The 21307-nt window shown below is 37.1% G+C and carries 17 protein-coding genes and 1 other annotated feature; of the genes, 13 read left to right on the top strand and 4 right to left on the bottom strand.

Annotated features, from left to right (window positions below; all coding sequences use genetic code 11):
• Nucleotides 1-19: 19 nt before the first annotated feature.
• The 4 genes from ruvB to yajC all read left to right on the top strand — a co-directional run bounded on the left by ruvB (nucleotide 20) and on the right by yajC (nucleotide 3675).
• On the top strand, nucleotides 20-1021 hold the full coding sequence (gene ruvB / locus FSZ17_RS16745) for a Holliday junction branch migration DNA helicase RuvB (protein WP_057771695.1): 1002 nt from the start codon (nucleotides 20-22) through the stop codon (nucleotides 1019-1021).
• Nucleotides 1022-1080: 59 nt separating this feature from the next.
• Complete coding sequence (gene queA / locus FSZ17_RS16740; protein ID WP_057771694.1) at nucleotides 1081-2109, top strand: tRNA preQ1(34) S-adenosylmethionine ribosyltransferase-isomerase QueA; 1029 nt, start codon at nucleotides 1081-1083, stop codon at nucleotides 2107-2109.
• A gap of 60 nt (nucleotides 2110-2169) precedes the next feature.
• Complete coding sequence (gene tgt, locus FSZ17_RS16735) at nucleotides 2170-3309, top strand: tRNA guanosine(34) transglycosylase Tgt (protein WP_057771693.1); 1140 nt, start codon at nucleotides 2170-2172, stop codon at nucleotides 3307-3309.
• A gap of 75 nt (nucleotides 3310-3384) precedes the next feature.
• Nucleotides 3385-3675 (top strand): preprotein translocase subunit YajC, encoded by a 291-nt coding sequence (gene yajC / locus FSZ17_RS16730; protein ID WP_057771692.1) that lies wholly within the window; start codon nucleotides 3385-3387, stop codon nucleotides 3673-3675.
• Nucleotides 3676-3780: 105 nt separating this feature from the next.
• On the opposite strand, the gene FSZ17_RS16725 is transcribed toward yajC, so the two are convergent.
• Entirely contained in the window at nucleotides 3781-4206 is a 426-nt protein-coding gene (locus tag FSZ17_RS16725) for a TIGR04086 family membrane protein (RefSeq protein ID WP_228460233.1), read from the bottom strand.
• 178 nt (nucleotides 4207-4384) lie between these two features.
• Here FSZ17_RS16725 and FSZ17_RS16720 point away from each other — a divergent pair, with 178 nt between their 5' ends.
• Complete coding sequence (locus FSZ17_RS16720; protein WP_057771691.1) at nucleotides 4385-5035, top strand: DUF421 domain-containing protein; 651 nt, start codon at nucleotides 4385-4387, stop codon at nucleotides 5033-5035.
• A gap of 231 nt (nucleotides 5036-5266) precedes the next feature.
• Here FSZ17_RS16720 and spoVB read toward each other — a convergent pair whose 3' ends face one another.
• Nucleotides 5267-6829, bottom strand: coding sequence for a stage V sporulation protein B (gene spoVB / locus FSZ17_RS16715; RefSeq protein WP_057771690.1), 1563 nt, complete (start codon nucleotides 6827-6829; stop codon nucleotides 5267-5269).
• Nucleotides 6830-7244: 415 nt separating this feature from the next.
• On the opposite strand from spoVB, the gene FSZ17_RS16710 reads away from it, so the two are divergent.
• Both FSZ17_RS16710 and secDF read left to right on the top strand, forming a co-directional pair.
• Nucleotides 7245-7541, top strand: coding sequence for a post-transcriptional regulator (locus tag FSZ17_RS16710; RefSeq protein WP_057771689.1), 297 nt, complete (start codon nucleotides 7245-7247; stop codon nucleotides 7539-7541).
• 152 nt (nucleotides 7542-7693) lie between these two features.
• Nucleotides 7694-9961: a protein translocase subunit SecDF gene (gene secDF / locus FSZ17_RS16705; RefSeq protein WP_057771688.1), complete on the top strand. Its 2268-nt coding sequence runs from the start codon at nucleotides 7694-7696 to the stop codon at nucleotides 9959-9961.
• A 51-nt stretch (nucleotides 9962-10012) separates the two neighbouring features.
• Here secDF and FSZ17_RS16700 read toward each other — a convergent pair whose 3' ends face one another.
• Nucleotides 10013-10912, bottom strand: a complete 900-nt coding sequence (locus FSZ17_RS16700; RefSeq protein WP_057771687.1) for a cation diffusion facilitator family transporter — start codon at nucleotides 10910-10912, stop codon at nucleotides 10013-10015.
• 418 nt (nucleotides 10913-11330) lie between these two features.
• On the opposite strand from FSZ17_RS16700, the gene recJ reads away from it, so the two are divergent.
• The 4 genes from recJ to dtd all read left to right on the top strand — a co-directional run bounded on the left by recJ (nucleotide 11331) and on the right by dtd (nucleotide 17087).
• Complete coding sequence (gene recJ / locus FSZ17_RS16695) at nucleotides 11331-13697, top strand: single-stranded-DNA-specific exonuclease RecJ (RefSeq protein WP_057771686.1); 2367 nt, start codon at nucleotides 11331-11333, stop codon at nucleotides 13695-13697.
• Nucleotides 13688-14200: an adenine phosphoribosyltransferase gene (locus FSZ17_RS16690; protein WP_057771685.1), complete on the top strand. Its 513-nt coding sequence runs from the start codon at nucleotides 13688-13690 to the stop codon at nucleotides 14198-14200. Before recJ ends, FSZ17_RS16690 begins: the two co-directional genes overlap by 10 nt.
• Nucleotides 14201-14447: 247 nt before the next feature.
• Nucleotides 14448-16634, top strand: coding sequence for a RelA/SpoT family protein (locus tag FSZ17_RS16685; RefSeq protein WP_057771684.1), 2187 nt, complete (start codon nucleotides 14448-14450; stop codon nucleotides 16632-16634).
• A gap of 12 nt (nucleotides 16635-16646) precedes the next feature.
• A complete protein-coding gene (dtd, locus tag FSZ17_RS16680; RefSeq protein WP_057771683.1) occupies nucleotides 16647-17087 on the top strand; it encodes a D-aminoacyl-tRNA deacylase in 441 nt (146 codons plus the stop codon).
• A 232-nt stretch (nucleotides 17088-17319) separates the two neighbouring features.
• Here the strand turns inward: dtd and FSZ17_RS16675 are convergent, their stop codons facing one another.
• Entirely contained in the window at nucleotides 17320-19098 is a 1779-nt protein-coding gene (locus tag FSZ17_RS16675) for an N-acetylmuramoyl-L-alanine amidase family protein (RefSeq protein ID WP_057771682.1), read from the bottom strand.
• 183 nt (nucleotides 19099-19281) lie between these two features.
• On the opposite strand from FSZ17_RS16675, the gene FSZ17_RS23520 reads away from it, so the two are divergent.
• Both FSZ17_RS23520 and hisS read left to right on the top strand, forming a co-directional pair.
• On the top strand, nucleotides 19282-19458 hold the full coding sequence (locus FSZ17_RS23520) for a hypothetical protein (protein ID WP_057771681.1): 177 nt from the start codon (nucleotides 19282-19284) through the stop codon (nucleotides 19456-19458).
• Nucleotides 19459-19592: 134 nt separating this feature from the next.
• Nucleotides 19593-19837, top strand: a binding site (T-box leader).
• Between the two features lie 148 nt (nucleotides 19838-19985).
• Complete coding sequence (gene hisS / locus FSZ17_RS16670; RefSeq protein WP_057771680.1) at nucleotides 19986-21257, top strand: histidine--tRNA ligase; 1272 nt, start codon at nucleotides 19986-19988, stop codon at nucleotides 21255-21257.
• Nucleotides 21258-21307 lie beyond the last annotated feature (50 nt).

The raw sequence follows: 21307 nt of genomic DNA, 5'->3' as shown, positions 1-21307 counted from the left end.
AAATTGTGGTGATCGAGCGATGGAAGAGCGGATAATATCGAGTGAGGCTGACTTAAATGAAATATCATTAGAGCAAAGCCTTCGTCCTCAGAACTTAAATCAATATATCGGGCAGGATAAAGTAAAAGAAAATCTTGAAGTTTTCATTAAAGCTGCAAGACTTAGGCAGGAAACGCTTGATCATGTTTTGCTATACGGACCTCCAGGGTTAGGGAAAACGACCCTCGCTGCAATCATTGCTAATGAAATGGGTGTAAACATCCGTACCACAGCTGGCCCTGCCATTGAACGACCAGGAGATCTTGCGGCAATTCTTACAGCTTTAGAGCCCGGAGATGTATTATTTATTGATGAAATCCACCGTCTGCCAAGAACGATTGAAGAGGTTTTATACCCAGCTATGGAAGATTTCTGTCTGGATATTGTCATAGGAAAGGGCCCAAGCGCAAGATCTGTAAGGCTTGATCTGCCTCCTTTTACATTAGTTGGTGCCACAACAAGAGCTGGTTCTTTGTCTGCTCCATTAAGAGATCGATTTGGGGTTCTTAGCAGACTTGAGTATTATAATGAGTCTCAGCTGAAAGAAATTGTGACTAGGACTGCTGATGTATTAGATACAAAAATTGAAGCCAAAGCAGCAAAGGAAATTGCCAGAAGATCGAGAGGGACGCCCCGAATAGCGAATAGGCTGCTGAGAAGGGTGAGAGATTTTGCTCAGGTGAAGGGAAATGGTGTAGTTGATGAAGGGCAAGCAAAAGAAGCATTGGAACTTCTTCAAGTAGACCGTTTAGGGCTAGACCATATTGACCATAAATTATTAAGAGGGATCATTGAGAAATTCCGTGGAGGTCCTGTCGGATTAGAAACAATCTCTGCAACGATTGGTGAGGAAGCACATACAATTGAAGATGTTTACGAACCATATTTATTACAAATAGGATTCCTTCAACGGACACCGAGAGGAAGAATTGTAACAGACCTTGTGTATCGTCATTTTCAAATGGAGCTGCCATCTCAATAAATGTGCAATCGAAGCAGGATGGAAATTTTAGAGTAGAATATTGTAAAAGTTGGTGTCGTATGAAAGTAGAATTATTTGATTTTCATTTACCAGAGGAATTAATTGCACAGACTCCTTTGCTTGAGAGAACAGGCAGCAGATTGATGATGCTTGATAAAGCAACTGGAGATATTAAGCATGACATATTTAAAAATTTAAAAGATTATTTAAGGGCTGGTGACTGTCTTGTCTTAAACGATACAAGGGTTTTGCCGGCAAGATTACTAGGTGAAAAAGAAGGTACAGGTGCAAAAATAGAAGTCCTGTTATTAAAGCAGCAGGATGGAGATGTTTGGGAAACGCTCGTCAAACCCGCAAAGCGAATAAAAGAGGGAACAAGAATAGATTTTGGAAATGGAATATTGACTGCTATTTGTGTTGGGACTTCTGAACATGGTGGAAGAATTCTTGAATTCCAGTATGAGGGAATTTTCTATGAGGTCTTGGAACAGCTAGGTGAGATGCCTCTGCCACCATACATAAAAGAGCAATTAGATGATCGCGAACGATACCAGACAGTTTTTGCACGTGAACGTGGATCTGCAGCAGCACCTACAGCCGGACTTCATTTTACCGAAAAATTATTAGAGGAAATTAAAGATATGGGTGTGCATATTGCCTTTATCACTCTTCACGTTGGCCTTGGAACCTTTCGACCTGTTAGTGTAGAGGATATTAACGAGCATGATATGCATGCTGAGTTCTATCAAGTAACCGAGGGAACGGCAAGACTTCTAAACGAGGTCCGTGATCATGGAGGCAGAATCATAACTGTTGGTACCACTTCGACAAGAACACTTGAAACTATAGCAACTGAGCATAATGGGCGTTTTGAAGAAGGAAGTGGCTGGACAGATATATTTATTTATCCTGGCTATGAATTCAAGGCGATTGATGGAATGATTACAAATTTTCATTTGCCAAAATCAACTCTTATTATGCTAATAAGTGCCTTAGCAGGCAGGGAAAATGTATTGAAGGCATATCATGAAGCCGTTGAAGAAAAATATCGTTTCTTTAGTTTTGGAGATGCGATGCTAATTCTATAGTCGGAAGGCAGAATGCCATATTTAATCTTAGATTGACTTCATGGAAGGAGAAATATAAAATTGACAGCAATTCGTTATGAATTAATAAAAACCTGCAAACAAACAGGCGCCCGTCTTGGACGTGTCCATACACCACATGGTTCATTTGAAACACCTGTATTTATGCCTGTAGGGACTCTTGCAACTGTAAAGACCATGTCACCTGAAGAATTGAAGCAAATGGGTGCCGGTATTATTTTGAGCAATACGTATCACCTCTGGCTTCGTCCTGGGCAAGATATTGTTGAAGAAGCTGGTGGCCTTCATAAATTTATGAACTGGGATCGGGCTATATTGACTGACTCTGGAGGCTTTCAAGTATTCAGCTTAAGTGAGTTCCGGAAAATTGAAGAAGAAGGAGTTCATTTTCGAAATCATTTAAATGGAGATAAGCTCTTTTTATCACCTGAAAAGGCGATGGACATTCAAAACTCACTTGGATCGGATATTATGATGGCATTCGATGAATGTCCTCCATATCCTGCATCATTTGAATATATGAAAAAGTCCGTAGAGAGGACTTCTCGGTGGGCGGAACGGTGCTTAAAGGCGCATAAACGCCCGAATGATCAAGGCTTATTCGGAATCGTCCAAGGTGGAGAGTATGAAGAATTAAGAACACAAAGTGCAAAGGACTTAGTATCACTGGATTTTCCTGGATATGCTGTTGGCGGACTATCTGTAGGGGAGCCTAAAGATATCATGAATCGTGTTCTAGAATTTACGACTCCTTTACTGCCTTCTAATAAACCGCGGTATTTAATGGGGGTTGGATCTCCAGACTCGTTAATTGATGGAGCAATCCGTGGAATCGATATGTTTGATTGCGTACTTCCAACCAGAATTGCACGTAATGGAACCTTAATGACGAGTGAAGGTCGTTTAGTTGTAAAAAATGCTAAATTTGCAAGAGATTTTGGTCCGATTGATGAGCATTGCGATTGTTACACATGTCGAAATTATAGCCGTGCTTATATCCGTCATTTAATTCGATGTGATGAAACATTCGGAATAAGACTTACAACTTACCATAATCTTTATTTTCTGCTAAAATTGATGGAAGGGGTCAGACAAGCAATCAGAGAAGATCGTCTTGGTGACTTTAGAGAAGAGTTTTTCGAAAAATACGGCTTTAATAAGCCTAATGCGAAAAATTTCTAAATGTAATATCAAAAAGATGGATGAATAAACCGAACTTTTTGAAAAAATTCTTAATCTTGAAAGGGGTGAAAGTGAATGGAGAATATGATAGCTACAATAGGACCACTATTGTTAATGTTTGTACTTTTTTATTTCTTGCTTATTCGTCCGCAGCAGAAGCGTCAAAAGGCGGTTGTGCAAATGCAGAATGACTTGAAAAAGGGAGATAAGATCGTAACAATTGGAGGTCTACATGGCTTTGTCGATGCAATTGATGAGGGGAAAGTAGTCATTAAATGTGGTGACGGAAGCCGTCTTACATACGACCGCGCAGCAATCCGCGAAGTAACAGAATCTGCTTCAGGCGATATGCTTGCAAAATCTTAATTAAAAGAAGTGAGATCTTTAAATAGATCTCACTTTTTCTGTTTAATAATGAAACCGTCGACATTTTACTTACAAAGTTAAGAGTGGTTACTCATGATTGTTTTTTTAGGCATTTCTTGATTTATTTGACAAATTCACACCAAGAATACCACCCATCATGGCAGTAAGTATAAAACAAATATGGTAGATCATTTGCTGAAAATCAAATAGCTTATCAAATCCTAAATATTGAAATAGGAAGATGATAGTGGAGTAGATAAGCCCAGTTAACCCTCCAAGAAGCCACCCCTTTTGTTTCCCTTTTCCTCCTGAGATGAATCCTCCAATAAACAGAGAAACAAAGGAAATCGCAGTTATGATGAATTGTAATGATGATTCCTGAAGAGATGTAAATTTTAATAACAAAGAAAAAATTAGACTGCTAAAAATGGCAAGTAAAAAGACTGCAATGATCCCATAAAGGATTGCACCACTAACATTTTTTGATTCTTCTATATTGTCCCTCTCCCTTCGACCCTGTGGATATAGCAAATTGGAATAATCCAATCATGCCTGTTTCCTTAGTACAAGCATATTCACACATAACAAAAATAGAATCGAAATCTTAATAGAGATAAAGAATCAGCTGTGAATTTAGAAATAATTTACAACATGAAAGTTTAGACGTTGTAAATAATAAAAAAGAATGTCACAAAGGGGGAAATGTCATATGGCGGATTTTTCTATCATCATTCTTCGGACAATTTTCCTGTATATACTAATTTTGATCATTTTTAGAATTATGGGAAAGAAGGAACTCGGTCAGCTAAGCATGATTGATTTTGTTGTTTCAATAATGATTGCCGAAATGGCAGTATTAGCAATTGAAAATCCAAATACTCCTTTATTTACAAATGTTCTCCCCATGTTATTACTTATGGCGATTCAAATCATTCTAGCCTTTGCTACATTAAAGAGTAAGAAATTCCGAGATCTTGTAGACGGAAAACCGACCATAATTATTAGTAAAGGGAAAATTGATGAAGAAGCAATGAAAAGGCATCGTTATAATTTTGATGATTTGCTTCTTCAATTGCGAGGGAAGGATATTCGAAATATTACGGATGTTGAGTTTGCTATATTAGAAACGACAGGTGAATTATCTGTAATTAAAAAAGATAAAAAGAAGACTGGCAATATAACAATACCGCTTATTGTAGATGGAGTAATACAGGAAACTGGCTTAGAAAAAATAAACGAAACGAACCTTTGGCTTCGTCAGCAGTTAAGAAAACGTGGATATACAGATATTCAAAAAATTGCTTTTTGCAGCTTTGAAAATGGACAATTTTATATTGATTTAAAGAATGAAAAAAAATAAAACGCAGTGTTGAAAAGCTATTTTATTATTAATTGGAGCGGAAGGCGAAAGATCCTCGAAAATGCATTCGCATTTCCTTCGTGCGGTGTTTATTCGGGGGAGATTATTCAACGTCCTGCGGGAGAATCGAGTCAAAGGGACCCCGCAGGAGCACTTCGACGAGGAGCTTCTGGACCTCCTGCGGTCGCTTTAGTGCCTGCAGTGGAAATCAACAGGTAAGTTTACCATAGCTTATCTAAAAGATAACTTTGATAGAGTCTTTCCTATCCAAGGAATACGGCTAATTTCATCCTTGCTAACAAGCCCTAGAAGCAGAGTAAGAAGAGCATATATAACGGTTATCGTAATAGTAATAATCATTACTTGCATGACAAGGGGGATATTTACGTCTATATTTTGCAGAAGGCAAAAGCCTCCCCAGCCAGAAGCTCCCATAACCATAAAAGTTTTAACATAATCACGAATATAGAAAGTGAATGAAATTGCTTTTAGTACAGTTGCGAAATGGAGCAAAGTGACGAGAACAAATCCAACAAGTATGCCCATTGCAACACCATTGATCCCAAATGAAGACTGACTGGCAAGTATGAAAATGACTGCTGTCTTTACAACAGCACCGATTAAACTATTGATCATAGCTGCTCTTGCCAAATTTAATCCCTGAAGTGTCGCCTGAAGTGGACCTTGATAATAATAAAAAATAATGAATGGAGCCATAATCTTAATAAATATAGCTCCACTATTCGAGCCATACATGACATTCATCAATTCTTCAGAAAGGACAAATAAAATGACAGTAGCTAGACCCCCTGTTAAAAAAGTAAGACGGAGCGCTTGCTGCAGCCTATACTCAATTAGCTGCTTATCATTACGAGAATTAGCTTCACTTATTGCAGGAACTAGGGCGGTTGAAAGAGAATAAGTAATAAATGATGGCAGCATTAATAAAGGCAGTGCAAATCCTGTAAGTGCACCGTATTGCTTGGTTGCTGTAACTGCGGCTACACCAGCTATTGCTAGGCTATGAGAAACAACAATCGGTTCAAAAAACCAAGCTAGCGAACCAATCATTCTGCTTCCAGTTGTAGGAAGAGCAATGCTCATAAGTTCATTAAATGTACTTTTTCCTGATTTTACATATTTAAAGAATTGCTTTCTTACTCTGAACTTCTTTTTTATTTTAAAGGTTGCTAATAAATATAATAATGAACTTAATTCACCAATAACAGAAGCTAACATCGCCCCAGCTGCTGCATATTCGATCCCATATGGAAGAAACGCTTTCGTCATTGCTGCGATTAATGAAATTCTTACAATCTGTTCAAGCATTTGTGAAATTGCTGCTGGCTTCATGTTTTGCCTTCCTTGGAAATAGCCTCTTATGACTGAAGAAATGGCGATAATAGGAACAATAGGTGCTATTGCCAGTAAAGGAAGATATATTCTGGAATCGGTAAAAAGGGTCTCCGAGAGATATGGAGCAAGAAAAATTAGTGCTGGAGTAAATATGGCTGATAGTGATATTGTTATCGCTAGAGAAACGACTAATATTTTCTTTGTTTTGGCAGTATCCCCTTTTGCCTCCGCTTCAGCTACATTTTTTGAAATTGCAACTGGTAATCCGAACTGTGTAATTGTAACAGCAAGAATTAATGTAGGAAAAGCCATCATGAACAAGCCGACGCCTTCTTCTCCTATAAATCGGGCAATGACAATACGATTTATAAATCCAAGCACCCTTGTGACAAGTCCGGCTGCTAATAGAATCATTGTTCCTTTTAAAAACTTCGACATTAAGCTCCCTGCCTTCTCAAAATAGGTGTTATCATATACAATTAACTATATGCAATCATGTGGACGAAGCATGACAAGCAATCAAGAAAATCCATGATAAAATATTTTATCGCAGATTAACGGGCAGTAAGACCCCCACTTCAAGGATTTGAGTAAAACAATGAAGAGTAAGTGGGGGATCAACTGCCCATAAAGGCCCATAAAATGAACACAGACTAAAAGCGCCACATCGTGTGGCAACGTCTGCGTGACCCACTTCCTGTGGGCCTCAACTAACCATCAGTGGGGGATGAAAGCCGACTAAGAACGCCACGTCCTGTGGCAACGTCGGCACTAGCACGTCCTGTGCGTCGGAAAACCCCCACTGATGGAAGTTTCACTTTATTACTTGAATTCTATTGAGGAGGCGGCTGTTATGAATATCAGCCATACATACGATCATCTTCGAATTGAATTACAACCAGTTTTGCAAAGTAAACTAGAGGAATTTTCGTTATTAGAGTACGGTGAAGTAGCAGAACAGGACTTGTGGAATTTTTTGGTTAGAAAAAAATGGAAAAATGCAGTTGAAAATAAGAAAATATCTGAAATTGTTCAGGATATTATGGCCATTAAGGTTGGAGAATATTTTAACTATGCAACCGTTGAGTCTCTTAAAGGGGCAGAATTTGTTTTTGATGATAAAGATGAACTACGAGAGCTTTTGAAATAGTGAGTCGTTTTTACTAGTTTGAAATTATGGGAAGGGGCAGGGAGTTACCTTGTAGTAGTAATATTAAGGTTCTGAAAAATTGACAGCTTTTACAAACTGTTTCATAATGAGAAATGGTATTTCTCGTTGTATTTAAGGAGGACAATTACATAATGGTTAAGCGCGGTCGCATAGTAGCATTCTTCCTGATCGTTTTATTGTTAGGAAGTTTGATTGGTACAACAACAAATAATATTTTAAAGAATATTAAGCTAGGTTTGGACCTTCAAGGTGGATTCGAAGTTCTTTATGAAGTTTCTCCAATTGAAGAAGGTCAAAAGATCGATAAAAAAGTATTAGCTAGTACCGCAAAAGCATTGGATAAGCGGGTAAACGTATTAGGTGTAAGCGAGCCTAATATTCAAGTAGAAGGAGAAAATCGAATTCGTGTTCAGCTAGCGGGCGTTACTGACCAAGATAAAGCTCGTGAAATGTTATCGACTGAAGCGAATTTATCTTTTCGTGATGTGAATGATGTAAAACTCATGGACGGAACTGATTTAGCTGAAAATGGGGCAAAACAAACCTTTGATGAGAATGGAAAGCCAAGTGTTTCAATAAAATTGAAAAGCGCTAGTACATTTAGAGATGTAACGCAAAAAATTGTTAATATGGGTCAGCCAAATAATTTATTAGTCATTTGGCTTGATTTTGAGGAAGGGAAAGATTCTTTCCGTGCAGAAGCAGGGAAGGAAAATCCAAGCTATTTATCTGCACCCGCAGTAAGTCAAGTATTTAACCAAGACACTGTATCAATTGTTGGTAACTTCACAGTCGAAGAAGCGTCAACATTGGCCGATTTATTGAATGCAGGTTCCTTGCCAGTTAAACTAACAGAGGTTTACTCAACATCTGTTGGCGCTCAATTCGGTGAGAAGGCATTGGATAAAACGATTCTTGCGGGGATTATTGGTATTTCAGTCATATTCTTGTTTATGATTGTTTACTATCGTTTCCCAGGTTTAATTGCAACAGTGACATTGTCCATTTACATTTACTTAGTTCTTTTAATATTTGACTGGATGAATGGAGTTCTCACTCTTCCTGGTATCGCAGCACTTATACTTGGGGTAGGGATGGCGGTAGATGCCAACATTCTTACTTATGAAAGAATTAAAGAAGAAATAAAAGTCGGCAGAACAGTAAAATCTGCTTTCCATGCTGGTAGCAAAAATGCGTTCGTATCTATTTTTGATGCTAATATTACAACGCTTTTAGCAGCAGGTGTTTTATTTGCCTACGGGAACAGCTCAGTAAAAGGGTTTGCAACAATGCTGATTATTAGTATTCTAGTCAGTTTCTTGACGGCAGTCTATGGCTCTAGATTATTGCTTGGCTTATGGGTAGATAGTAATTTGTTTAATAAAAAACCTGGTTGGTTTGGCGTTAAGAAAAGTGAAATTCATGATATTGCCGAAAATTTCGATGCACATGATTTAAAAACGAAATTTGATAAATTTGATTTTGTAAAAGTTCGTAAAAAATTCTATGTTTTTTCTGCTTTATTAATGGCAGGAGGAATCATTGCTGTAAGTGTTTTTGGATTAAATCTAGGAATCGATTTTTCAAAAGGTACTCGAATTGAAATTCATTCCAATGATTCTTTGACAAAAGCTGAAATTAAGTCTGAGTTGTCTAAGCTCAATATCGAAACCGATGATATTGTGATTTCTGGAGGGAATAAAGAAATCGGAGTAGCTAGACTAAAAGAGGTACTTACAAAAGAAGAAATTGCGAAATTAAAAGTAGATTTTAATAAAGAATTTGGCTCCGATCCAACGGTTAGTACAGTGTCTCCTACTGTAGGTAAAGAATTAGCGAAAAATGCATTGATTGCGTTGGTTATTGCTTCGATTGGCATCGTCATTTATGTAGCAATTCGTTTTGAAATGAAAATGGCTATTCCTGCCGTTGTTTCATTGTTGCATGATGCATTCTTAATTGTAGCAGTCTTTAGTATTACCCGATTAGAGGTTGATATCACCTTTATCGCAGCTGTATTAACGGTAGTTGGTTATTCTATTAATGACACAATTGTTACGTTTGACCGGATGCGTGAAAATATGCAAAAGAAAAAACGTCTGAAAACAGTTGAAGATATTCATGATGTTATCAATACAGCCCTTCGTCAAGTAATGGCAAGATCTATAAATACGGTATTAACAGTTATTATTGCTATTCTTGCCTTGCTCATCTTTGGCAGTGAATCAATCCGTAACTTCTCAATTGCATTACTTGTAGGAACAATTGCAGGAGTTTATTCATCCATTTTCTTAGCAGCTCAGCTATGGGGTGATTGGAAAACTAAAGAATTAAAGGAAAAGGGCATTATTAAGACAGAAAAAGAAAAACGTAAGACAAGTGACGAACCACAAGTTTAATTTCTAATGCTTTTATTATCATAAAAAATGAGCTTGGAAAATTCTCCAAGCTCATTTTTTATCTTCATAATAAGGGTTTATATGGACAAATACATTATGTACATTGTCTATTTCAATTAATTTATTTTTCACCTTTTTTCCCACACGATGTCCTTCTGCAACAGTCATATTCGGATCAACTGATATTTTTAAGTCTATTATGACATAGTGGCCATGTTCTCTTGCATGCAGTTGGTCAATTTTTTTTACTTCCTTTATTGATTCGATCGCCTTTCTAAATTCGACTGTATCCTCTTCATGCAGAACATGATCAAGTGTATTATGAATAGACTCTTTCCCTAAGGACCATGCCATTTTAATAACCATAAGTGACACGATAACACCAGCTACTGGATCCGCATATTCTAACCATCCAATGCCTAGCTTACCACCAATGATTGCAGCGCCAATTCCTACCAATGCTGCAATAGATGAATAAACGTCAGAGCGGTGCTCATAGGCATTAACGATTAATGCATCACTATTAAGTTCCTTCCCTAATTTATACTTATAGCGAAATAGAGCCTCTTTTACAATAATTGATATCAATACTGCTACAATAGCAATCGTTTTAGGTGCTGATATTGGATTAAAAAAGGCTGCAAACGATGATTTTCCGATTTCAATTCCAACTATAAATAATAGCACGGCTACAACAATGGCTGCTATCGACTCAGCCTTTCCATGTCCATATGGGTGATCTTCATCTGGTGGCTGTTTAGCCGCTTTAAGTCCTAAATAAACAGCAAAAGATCCCGCAACATCTGATGCAGAATGAACAGCATCGGCAATTAATGCCTTACTACCTGCATAGACCCCTATCCCCCATTTTAAAGCAGCTAGAAGAATATTTATGATAATGCCAAGCATTGCAGCAAACTCAGCCTTTTTAAAACGATCATTATTACTCAAGACATAACATCCTTCCTCTGATGAACTCATTTTTAGTGTAACCTATTTATCGCAGATTAACGGGCAGTAAGCCCTCCAATTCAAGGTTGCGAGAGAATTAAAGAAATCTAAGTGGGGGATCAACTGCCCGTAAAGGCCGATAAAATGAACACAGACTAAAAGCGCCACATCGTGTGGCAACGTCTGCGTGACCCACTTCCTGTGGGCCGCAACTAACCATCAGTGGGGGATGAAAGCCGACTAAGAACGCCACGTCCTGTGGCAACGTCGGCACTAGCACGTCCTGTGCGTCGGAACCCCCCCACTTATGGAAGTTTCACTTTATTATGTTTAAGAACTTTTTGGAAATAGATTATTTGCTCAATCATTGAAACACATGAATGCCTCTTGTATAATTAATAGGCTGAGGGGTGAATAAATGTTACATTCAAAAACAAGATGGATTGTTCGGAATTCTGATGAAGAAAAGGAAAATCAATTAGTACAAGATTTAAATATTACTCCTCTCCTGGCTTCTCTACTAGTTAATCGGGGATTAGATATACCCGAATCAGCAAGGTATTTTTTATTTGATCATGATCAAGAATTTCATGATCCTTATTTATTAAATGGTATGGATATAGCAGTATCACGGATAAAAACGGCGATAGAAAAGCAAGAACCATTATTAGTATTTGGAGACTATGATGCAGATGGTGTTACAAGCACCACTGTCGTGATGAAAACTCTTAGAGAACTTGGGGCCAATGTTCAGTTTTACATTCCCAACCGTTTTACAGAAGGATATGGACCGAATATTCCTGCTTTTCAATATGCAGCAGAAATTGGAATAAAATTGATTATCACGGTTGATACAGGAATTGCTGCTGTAAATGAAGCAAAGGCAGCGAAAGAGCTTGGTCTTGAATTAATTATTACGGATCACCACGAACCAGGACCTGAATTGCCTGAGGCACTTTCAATTATTCATCCCAAGCTAACGAATAGCCAATATCCTTTTCGTGAGCTGGCTGGAGTGGGTGTCGCATTTAAATTAGCTCATGCTTTATACGGTGGATTACCTGAACATTTACTTGAAATTGCGGCCATTGGTACAATTGCAGATTTAGTATCGTTAAAAGGAGAAAATCGCTTAATTGTAAAACGTGGAATTAAAAAATTACAGTCTACGAAAAATGTTGGTTTAAAAGCATTACTGAAATTAAATAAAGTAGAGGCAAGTTCAATTAATGAAGAAACGATTGGTTTTCTTATTGCACCGCGCTTAAATGCTGCTGGAAGATTAGACAGCGCTGATCCAGCTGTTGATTTGCTTTTAACAGAGGATATTGATGAAGCAGAGGCAATTGCAGCAGAGATTGATCAGATGAATAAGGATAGGCAGGCACTCGTAAGCGAAATAGCTGAGCAAGCTATTCGTGAAGTAGAGGAAAAGTATCCAATAAACGAACATTCCGTTCTTGTCATTGGAAAAGAGGGCTGGAATGCAGGAGTAATTGGGATTGTTGCTTCAAAGCTTGTTGAAAAATTTTATCGTCCTGCAATCGTATTAAGCTACGATAAAGAAAAAGGTCTGGCAAAGGGTTCTGCTCGCAGTATTATGGGTTTTGATTTATTTAAGAATCTTTCCGATAGTAGAGATATTTTGCCACATTTCGGCGGCCATCCTATGGCTGCTGGAATGACTTTACAGCTTGAGCATGTTGACGAACTGCGAATGAGATTAAATCAAGCAGCGAAAACCCAACTAAAAGATGAGGACTTTATTCCAGTAACGACTCTAGATGGAAGCATCCCTTTACATGATATTGACCTAGCTTCTATAGAGGAAATGCAGTTGCTGTCTCCTTATGGCATGGATAATCCAAAACCGAAAATATTAATTAAAGATGCTAATATTTCTGGCATGAGAAAGATCGGTTCAGATCAAAACCATTTGAAAATGACAATAGAACATGATGGCAAAACACTTGATGGTGTTGGCTTCGGGTTAGGAACTTTGCATGATCACATTTCTCCACATTCAAAAATATCCGTAATCGGTGAACTTTCGATTAACGAATGGAATAATATTCGAAAGCCACAAATCTTTCTTCAAGATTTAGCGATTGATGACTGGCAGCTTTTTGATATTAGAGGTATAAAACGTCTTGGGCAACTAGAAGAACTCATCCCAAAGGAACATTCCAAGTGGATTGTTTTTAATCATGACAATGCAAATAAATTTCAATCATATACAAATGAAAAAGTAGTAACTGTTAGTTCTATTGAAGAAGCAGCTGCATTAAATATAGAAATGGAAAATGTCATTTTATTGGATATGCCTTCATCAAAGGAACTGCTCGCTAATATATTTTTAGGGAAAAATCCAGCTAGAATATATGCACATTTTTATAAAGAAGATAGTGCTTACTTTAGTACAATTCCGACACGTGAACATTTCAAATGGTTTTATGCTTTTTTATTGAAGCAAGGACCTCTTGATATTGATAGATATGGAATGGAAATCGCTAAATATAAAGGCTGGAGCAGGGAAACAATTGACTTTATGTCACAGGTGTTTTTTGAACTAGATTTTGTTAAAATAAACAATGGAATTATTTCCATAAATGAGACTTCACAAAAACGTGATTTAACAGAATCGCTTGTTTATGAGCAAAGACGTGCACAGTTTTCTCTTGAAAGCGATTTATTGTATTCAACCTATCATCAGTTAAAAAGTTGGTTTGATTCAGTAATCCAAGGTTCTGTGAAATTTGAGGAGGCAATAAAAGAATGGACTTAAAACAATATATTACAATCGTCCAAGACTGGCCAAAGCCAGGTATTAAATTTAAGGATATTACCACTTTAATGGATAATGGTGATGCATATAGATATGCCACTGACAAAATTGTAGAGTATGCCCGTGAGAAGCAAATTGATTTAGTTGTTGGTCCAGAGGCACGTGGCTTTATCATCGGTTGTCCAGTTGCATATTCTCTAGGAGTTGGTTTTGCACCTGTAAGGAAGGAAGGAAAGCTTCCTCGTGAAACGGTTAAAGTAGATTATGGATTAGAATATGGCAAAGATGTCCTAACGATACATAAGGATGCCATCAAGCCAGGACAAAGAGTATTAATTACTGATGATTTGCTTGCTACTGGAGGAACGATTGAGGCAACGATTAAGTTAGTTGAACAGCTAGGCGGCATTGTTGCAGGGATTGCCTTCCTAATCGAATTATCATATTTAAATGGTCGTGATAAGCTTGAAAAATATGATATTCTGACATTGATGAATTATTAAATTGTGGAAGAGCGCTAATGATCGGCGCTCTTTTTTCAATGGTTTGGAATAAATCATTCGACAAACTTCTTATTTTTTCTTAAAAATTTTCACTATCCCTTTACATATTCATTTTTTTTTTCGATAATAGAAGCTAATCATTCTAATTTTTTTGAGATGTTAAAACGGAAACTTTTATTTTAAGAAGGCAATCGCGTTTTTTTCGCATTTCTTATTATATGAAAAATATTAGATAAAAGGTGATCCCATGGCGAACGATCATGTTCTGACCGCTGAACAAGTCATCGACAGGACAAAAGTATATTTAAATGATGAGCATGTGGCACTTGTTCAGAAAGCATATGAATTTGCGAGACATGCCCATCGTGAACAATATAGAAAATCGGGTGAGCCATATATCATCCATCCCATTCAGGTTGCAGGAATATTAGCAGATTTAGAAATGGATCCATCTACGGTCGCAGCCGGTTTTCTACATGACGTTGTAGAGGATACTGACGTCACGTTAACAGATATAAAAGAGGCATTTAATCAAGAAGTGTCAATGCTTGTTGACGGTGTAACAAAGCTTGGAAAAATAAAATATAAATCACAAGAAGAGCAGCAAGCAGAAAACCACAGGAAAATGTTTGTCGCAATGGCACAGGATATCCGTGTGATATTAATCAAGCTTGCAGACAGACTTCATAATATGCGTACGTTAAAGCATTTGCCTGCGGAAAAGCAAAGGCGTATATCAAATGAAACACTTGAAATTTTCGCTCCTCTTGCCCATCGATTAGGAATTTCAAAAATTAAATGGGAGCTAGAGGATACTGCTTTAAGATATTTAAATCCACAGCAATATTATCGAATTGTTAATTTAATGAAAAAGAAAAGAGCTGAACGGGAGCAATATCTTGATGATGTAATCGGCGAAATGCGTAATCGTATGAATGAAGTTTCAATTAAATCCGAAATTTCAGGTCGTCCAAAGCATATTTATAGTATTTATCGTAAAATGGCACTGCAAAATAAACAATTTAATGAAATTTATGATCTCCTTGCGGTGAGAATAGTTGTTAATAATATAAAAGATTGTTATGCAGTGCTAGGTATTATTCATACATGTTGGAAGCCTATGCCAGGGCGCTTTAAAGACTATATTGCTATGCCTAAGCAAAATATGTATCAATCCCTTCATACAACGGTAATTGGACCTAAGGGTGACCCGCTTGAGGTGCAAATACGCACATTTGAAATGCACAGGATTTCAGAATTCGGGATTGCTGCCCATTGGGCTTATAAGGAAGGAAAAAAGCTTAACGAAATAGGAGATAAACTGACATGGTTCCGTGAAATCTTAGAGTTTCAAGATAACTCAGTGAATGCTGAAGAATTTATGGAATCATTAAAGATAGATCTATTCTCTGACATGGTATTTGTTTTTACACCTAAAGGTGATGTCATTGAACTGGCATCAGGATCAGTACCAATTGATTTTGCCTACCGAATTCATTCTGAAATTGGCAATAAAACAATTGGAGCTAAGGTGAATGGAAAAATGGTTACTCTCGATTATAAGCTTAATACTGGCGATATAATTGAAATATTAACATCAAAGCATTCATATGGTCCAAGTAAAGATTGGTTAAAGCTTGCTCAAACCTCCCAAGCTAAAAATAAAATTCGACAATTCTTCAAAAAACAAAGAAGAGATGAGAATATTGAAAAGGGAAGAGAGCAAATTGAAAAAGAAATCCGTAATATGGATTTCGACTTAAAAGAAATTTTGACGAATGAAAATATAAAAAGAGTTGCAGAAAAATTTAATTTCATGAATGAGGAAGACATGTATGCGGCAGTGGGCTATAACGGCGTAACTGCTCTACAGGTTGCTAATCGCTTAACGGAAAAATTACGCAGAAAGCGCGATATGGAGCAAGTAACCGATATTACAAATGCTGTTTCCGAACTACGGTCATTCCCATCTACTAAAAAGCGTGAATCTGGGGTTCGAGTCTCTGGCATTGATAATTTGCTTATCCGACTTTCCCGTTGCTGTAACCCAGTGCCAGGAGATGAAATAGTTGGCTTTATTACAAAAGGCCGCGGGGTTTCCGTTCACAGGGCTGATTGCACAAATATTGTTAATGATGAAGCTAAAGAAAGATTAATACCTGTTGAATGGGAAACTGACTTAAATGACAGGAAAGAATATAGCGTTGAGATTGAAATTACCGGGTATGATAGACGGGGATTATTAAATGAAGTATTGCAAGCAGTCAATGAATCAAAAACAAATATTTCTGCGGTATCGGGTAGATCTGATCGAAATAAATCGGCGACGATTAATATGACGATTGCTATTCACAATGTAAACCATTTGCAAAAAGTAGTTGAACGTATTAAACAAATTCCAGATGTTTATGCGGTCCGCAGGATAATGAATTAGGGAGTATTTATCATGCGAGTTGTTGTACAAAGAAGCAAGGAAGCTAATGTCAAGGTGAATGGTGATATTGTAGGGAGTATTACAAAGGGCTTTGTCCTTTTAGTTGGTGTCACCCATGATGATAAGGACGAGGATGCTGCGTTTTTGGCAGATAAAATTGCCAATCTCCGTGTTTTTGAAGATGATAACGGGAAAATGAACCTGTCGATTTTAGATAAAGGCGGGGAAATTTTATCCGTCTCGCAATTTACTTTATATGGAGATTGCCGGAAGGGGCGCAGACCAAATTTCATGGAAGCAGCAAAGCCTGATCATGCATTGAAAATTTATGAAGCCTTTAATTCTTTTCTTGAGGAAAAAGGATTAAAAGTGGAAACAGGAAAATTTGGAGCCATGATGGATGTTCAGTTAATAAATGATGGACCTGTTACTTTAATTCTTGAGAGTAAATAATTATAGGATCAGATTGCATTCTTACGCTAAGAAGATAGAAAAAGAAAAACAAAGCATTCGCCATGTCCTGGCGAACGCTTTGTTTTTTTAGCTAACAGGAAAGTTTTAGTTTATTAATGTACTATAGTGATGTCAAGTTTCTATAAGATTCCCTGCAAACAATATCGCATAAGAAAAACTAAGGCATTCACCAAAAAGGACTTGATGAATGCCAAGTTTTTCTAATATTGGTTTAATTATTTTCTTTAAAGTATCTAGCAATACCCTGATAGATTCCTGAAGTAACGGAATCTTGGAATTGCGGAGAAGAAATAACTATTTCTTCTCCTGGATTGCTTAAATAACCAAGTTCCAAAAGAATGGCATTCCGTTTATTCTCTCTTAAAACATAATAATCGCCAAATCGATAGCTGCGATCCTTCAAATTTGTATTGGATGTTATTGATGAATGAACATTTTCAGCAAGATTTTTTTGATAGGAATGATAGTAATAGGTTGTCATTCCATTCACACTACGATCCATCAAACTATCGTAATGGATACTAATAAAAGCATCGGCATTATGATAATGTGAGGCATAGACTCTTGAAGATAAAGGGATATATGTATCAGTATTACGTGTTAAGATTACATTTGCGCCAGCAGATTTTAATTTATCGTAAAGTAGCTGTGCAGTTTTGAGTGTTAATGTTTTTTCTATAGTTCCGTTAGCACCTGTTGTCCCATTGTCTCTGCCACCATGTCCAGGATCAATAACAATTTTTTTGTTTTGTAAATGCTGCTCTGATCCAGGCTTTTCAACGATTGGGGCGGAGCCATTTACCGAAACAATCCATCCCGCTATAAATCCGCTATCTCCATTTGTGAGACGGATTTCATACCAGTCATCTTGAATGCTAATAATATCAAATGTTTCACCTTGATTGGCTCTTTGAACTACTTGAGAGTTCGTATTTGGGCTTTTTCTTATGTTTGTACCATCATGTATGATTTGGACTGAACTATCCTTAATTTTTTTCTCAGAGGAAACGGAATGCTTGTCCTCTGATATATCTAAATACCAGCTTGCGACCCAACCAAAAGATCCGTTTTTATATTCTATCTTTGCCCAATTATTTAATTCTTCAAGAATTTCAAAGCTTTGTCCTTTTGACACCGTACTCACTACATTTCCATTTAAGGAGCCGGTATCACGAACTGTTAATGTGGTTGCTGTTACTTTACCATTTTTATTAGAAGTAGATGATTTATTGGGCTTTTTTTGATCAGAAGAGCCACTTTTGGAATCATTAACGGCTTCGACATATTGACTGCTTATCCATGCCTTCTTCCCAGAAAAAAATATTTCTGTCCATTCACTATTTTGAGAGAGAATCTTGACAGTATCCCCAGAATATAATTTTCCGATAATCTGACTGTTTAACGAAGGCGAGCTTCTGACATTTAGGGAATCCGCAGTAATTCTTCCATTGAAACCAACTGAAGAAGAATGATTAACTTTATCGTTTTGGATTTTGACAAAATCACTTGAGACCCAGCCATCACCAAATGGTGTTTTAAGCTGAATCCAATTACTCTTTCTGTTCTGAATAGCAAAGGTGTCCCCTTTTTGAACAGTTCCGATTACTTGATAACTTGTGTCAGGTCCTTTTCTTACACGCAATCCATCGGTTGAAATAATCGCAATCTCGTTTCCTTTATTATTAACTGTAGAGGGATTATTTTGACTGGAATTTACTTTCGAAACAAGCCAATTTGCAACCCAGCCAGTACTTCCGTTTGGAAGCTTAATTTCAATCCAATCCTCTTTTTCTGATCGTAATGGATAGCTTTCTCCTCTTTTTGCCTTTCCAACAATTGGATAGCTTAATCCTGGTCCTTTACGGATGTTTAATTGATCTGAACTAATCTTAACAGTTGAACTTGCTGCTGTAGTTGTTGTCAAGGGAGTAACAATTCCAATAAGAAGGATGCAACATAAGAACAAGAGGATTTGTTTCTTTCTAAACATTAGTCTCCTCCTTACCTTTTTCAAAAAAACTAATAAATATTATTTAGTTTGGGAATGATAAATGATAGATTCATTCTCTTAAAGGAAAACAAAAATGATGCGGCTAGTCAAGTATTTTCCATAAATATTATGGTAGTGCAACCAGTTTATTACTATTAATTGCATGAAAGGTGATATATATATATGAGATTTGGTGAGAAAGGATTTTCTATACAGAAGGGAGAAAATCAACTTTTTGGAGTGGATTTTCATGATTTCATTCAAAAAGAGCAAAGCTCTAATATGGTAGAATTAGCTTCTGAATTTGGATTAACCGTTAAAGATGTTAGGAAGTTGAAAAAACATTTGGAGAGATCTTAAAACACTATTGACAATGGCCATGATGATCCGTATTATTATATAAACATTATGAGAAGTTTAAAAATAAATAAATGACTAGCATCGAGGGCCATGAGTTTATAAATTAAGCCAATACGAAGGCACTCTCTGCTTTTCTAATACTGTTTGATGAAGAAGAGTAATTAAACCCCACATGAAAAGAGAAGAAATGTCATAGGCTGAAAACATTTCTGCATGATGATTTAATGAAAGAACACTTCGTAGGTTTCTCTCTGAAAGAAGCATCTGCTTTTAATAGGAGTTGAACGTTCACAGGCGTTAACTGTAAAAGAGGAAGAACGTATTTCTACGTCTTCAATTAGGGTGGCACCACGGGAAACTACAAGCTCTCGTCCCTTGTATATTTTATACAAGGAGGCGGGGGCTTTTTTATATGTAAAAAATAGTTGGTCGATTTACTTAAACAATCTTGAATGACTAGTAAAGTTGAAGTAGGTCGAATGACTTTTTGCATACTATATTAATTCGAATTTAGGAGGAAACATAACATGTCAATTCGAATACCAAGAGGTACACAAGATATACTCCCAGGAGAAATTGAAAAATGGCATTTTATAGAAGAAAAAGCAAGAGAGATATGTAAAAAATTCCATTATCGTGAAATCAGAACACCGATTTTTGAACATACCGAGTTATTTTTACGAAGTGTTGGAGATACGACTGATATTGTGCAAAAAGAAATGTATACATTTGAAGATCGTGGAGAGAGAAGCTTAACATTAAGGCCGGAAGGAACAGCTGCAGTTGTTCGCTCCTATGTCGAAAATAAAATGTATGGTGATCCGAATCAGCCTGTAAAGCTTTATTATATGGGGCCCATGTTCCGATATGAACGTCCACAGTCAGGAAGATACCGCCAGTTTGTCCAGTTTGGCGTTGAAGCGATAGGAAGTAATGATCCGGCCATTGATGCAGAAGTGATTGCGGTAGCGATGTCTCTTTATAAGGAATTAGGATTAAAAAAGCTAAAGTTAATCATTAATAGCTTGGGAGATAGGGAAAGCAGAGCAGCACACAGAGAAGCTTTAGTAAATCACTTTAAACCGAGCATTGGCGATTTTTGCTCTGATTGTCAAAATAGATTAGAGAAAAATCCAATGCGTATTCTAGACTGCAAGCTGGACCGTGAACATGAGCTTATGAAAACAGCTCCTTCAATTATTGATTACTTAAACGAGGATTCCAAAAAATACTTTAAAAAAGTACAACAGTATTTAACTGATCTTGGTATTGAATTCGAGGTAGATTCAAATCTAGTTCGCGGTCTGGATTACTATAACCATACTGCTTTTGAAATTATGAGCGAGGCGGAAGGTTTTGGCGCCATAACAACTCTTTGTGGAGGCGGTCGCTATAACGGTCTTACTGAAGAGCTAGGTGGCCCTGAGGCACCTGGAATCGGTTTTGCGATGAGTATTGAACGATTTATCGCAGCATTAGATGCAGAGCAAATAACGCTTCCAATCAAGGAAGAAATCGATTGCTATCTCGTTTCACTAGGCGAAGAAGCGAAAGATTATACGGTAGGATTGCTGCAGAAGCTTCGTCTTTCAGGCTTTTCTGCTGAAAGAGACTACTTGGATCGAAAAATAAAAGCACAATTTAAAGCTGCTGACCGTCTAAATGCAAAATATGTAGCAATTTTAGGGGAAGATGAGCTTAAGGAGAATAAAATCAACCTGAAATCCATGGAAACAGGAGAGCAATCTGAGATTGCACTTGATTCTTTTATAGAAAAATTTTCAGAGTTAAATAAATAAGAAAAGCGTAGGCAGCTTGCCCAGGGGCGACAAGTTTAAGACGGGCCGAT

The sequence above is a fragment of the Cytobacillus dafuensis genome (assembly GCF_007995155.1).
Lineage (GTDB): Bacteria > Bacillota > Bacilli > Bacillales > Cytobacillaceae > Cytobacillus > Cytobacillus dafuensis.
The sequence above is the reverse complement of the archived record's forward strand: the minus strand, read 5'-3'. Positions and strand labels throughout refer to the sequence as shown.